Annotated in this window: 1 protein-coding gene; it reads left to right on the forward strand. The window is 63.1% G+C overall.

The genetic code is table 11. The features are described 5' to 3' along the window. On the forward strand, window positions 1-2,778 hold a 2,778-nt coding region (locus ACWDKQ_RS35695; RefSeq protein ID WP_450143160.1), incomplete at both ends, for a hypothetical protein.

Below are 2,778 nucleotides of genomic sequence, written 5' to 3' on the forward strand. Positions count from 1 at the left end.
CGGATCCGGTGTTCAACAGTGTGACGGGTCAGCACGAGAATCCGCGGCCGGAGGATGTGTCAGACGCCGAGGTTCGTCGCTGGATCCAGCGGATGGACGTGGTGGAAAACGTTGGTGGCTACAACGCGCTCATTGATCGGGTCGGCGCGGATCTGGTCAGCCGCAGGCGCGGGTTGCGGGTGATCCGTCTGGCGAAGCGGTTGTATGGCGCGACACCAGACAAGACAACGTTCGACGACCTGGCGTGGTTGGCCGGTCAGCTTGATCCCGTGTCGTCGAATATTTCGCAGGCGTCCCTTTCCCGCATAGTTGCAAATTTCGAAGGCCGAGCCGATGGGGATGCCACGTTTTCAGAAGTGGATGACTTGGTGTCATTGGCGGGGAGAGCGCGAGAGTTTCTTGGTCGGGTCGACGGCGATCCGAAGGCAGCGTTGGAGGCGATTTGGAACGCCGATAAGTCTTGGTTGCTAATGGGGAAAAGACTGGGAATGCTCGAGACAACCGCGCGTGTTAAAAACGACGAGCAGCTAGCGGAGTGGGCACGGGAGTTGCTGGTTGAGATCGAGGACGCTCGGTCTGTGGTGGTCAGGGAGCCGGCGGAGTCGCAGGCGCGCCTGAACGCCGTTGTCCTGCCTTCGTTCCTGACAAAGATTGCTGAGCGTTTTGAGGGTGGCTGGAGCGGGCTTGCGGCGGAGATAGGACTGGGGGACGAGGCACGTCTGCCGGCTGATTATGAGCAGTCCCTGCTGAATCTGGCGGAGTTGTACTGGGAGACAGGACCCGACCTCTACGAACTTGGCAACGCTGTGCCGGGGATGCGGCGGCTCCGGATGTTGATCGGTTTCGGCTTCGAAGACGGCAGGGAAGGTGCCGCATTCTATAAGCGGACGGTTGATGATCTTCAGAGCCTGGCAGCCGAGCTGTCCGGCCAAAGGGGCAACCCTCAAGCCGGAGGGCAAAAGCCCGCTTCGGGGGCCGTGCAGCTTCGTCGCTGGCTCGCGCGGATGGATCTTGTACACGAGCTTGGTGGTGTCGGCGCGGTTGTCGGTGAGATCGGCGCGGACTTGGCGAGTGGTAGGCGGCTGTTGCCGATTATACGGCTGGCAGAGGAGTTTTATGGCAAGCGGCCGGGGGTGGAGACGCTGCGCGGCCTAGCGTGGGTGGCCAACCAGCTTGATCCCCAGTCGTCGAACATTTCGCCGGTGTCCCTTTCCCGCATGGTTGCGGGTTTCGAAGGCCGGGCCGATGGGTACGCCTTGCGTTCGGATGTGCAGCGCTTGGTGGAGTTGGCGGGGAAGGCGCGTGAGTTTTTTGATCGGGTCGATGGCGATCCGAAGGAGGCGTTGGAGGAGATTTGGAAGGCCGACAGGCGTTGGGAAAGGATGAAGAACCAGCTGACCGAGGTTGAGAAGGCTGCGCGTGTCAAACACGACGCGCAGCTAGCGGAGTGGGCTCGGGGGCTGCTGGTTCAGTTCGAGGGCGCTCGGTCTGTGGTGGTCAGGGAGCCGGCGGAGTCGCAGGCGCGCCTGAACGCCGTTGTCTTGACTCCGTTCGTGACGATGATTGCTGAGCGGTTTGGGGGTGGCTGGAGCGAGGTTGCGGCGGAGGTAGGGCTGGGGAACGAGATAGGTCTGCCAGCTGATTACCGGCAGTCCCTGCTGAATTTGGCCGGGTTGTACTGGGAGATAGATTCGGGTTTCTTCATTAATGACAACGCTATGCCGGGGATGCGGCGGCTCCGGATGTTGATCGATGCCGGCTTCGACGACGGCCGGGAAGGTGCTGCCTGCTACGCCCGGACGATGGATGATCTTCGGAGGCTGTTGGCCGATCTGTCGGCCCAGATGTTCAACTCTTACACCGAACAGGACGAGCTTCGGTCGCCCGCGAATGTGGGGGTCTTGGAGATTCGTCGCTGGCTCGGGCGGATGGACCTGGTACACGATCTTGGTGGTGTCGCCGCGATTGTCGGTGAGATCGGCACAGAGTTGGTGGGTGGTTGGCGGCTGTTCTCGGTCTTACAAAGTGCAGATCAGCTGTATGGCGAGCGGCTGGGGATCGGGACGCTGCGCGACGTGGCGCGGGAGCTGCGGGTCGCGGAGGCGCGGAAGTCGCTGGGCCAGAACGAGTCTCGGCAGGCGGAGTTGGCGATGTCGCTGAAGCGGGCTGAGTCTCGGCAGGCGGAGTTGGCGGCGGTGTCGGTGCGGAATGCCGGTGAGGATGTGGAGTTGGATTCGTTGCGGGAGCGTATTGGGGCTCTGCGGGCAGAGATCGGCGAGTTGGCGGGGCGTGTCGAGGCCGAGCAGGGGGTGTTGGAGGGGTTGGTGAACGACGCGCGGCAGGCGAGGGGGCAGGACGACGTAGTCACGCGTGGCCGGAAGAGAACGAATGAGGAGCTGCCGGGGAGTGCAGAATCGCCCAGTGCGGAGGCGTCTTCGTCCGTTGATCGGCGCGTGCGCTTGCGGGTGGATGCGCCGGTGGAGCTTCAGAAAATGGCCGGTTTGATCCGGCGTATGGACGCGCATTTGGCGGCATTGCCCGCGGATTTCCGTCCGGATGTGCGTTCCGAGGTTGAGGCTGCGAGGAGATGGGCGCAGTTGGAGAGCTGGTCCCAGGAGCAAGTGAGCCTGTTCCGGTCAACGCTGCCGGGGATGGAGGTGGCTGCGCGTTGGTTGCGGGGCGTGGAATTGTCTGGTGCTGGGGCGTCTTCGTCTGCTGGTGAGGATTTGCGGGGGGCTGGGTCGGCTGGGGTTTCCGGCGCGGGTGTGGAGGGGCAGG

The sequence above is a fragment of the Saccharopolyspora sp. NPDC000995 genome (assembly GCF_053599315.1).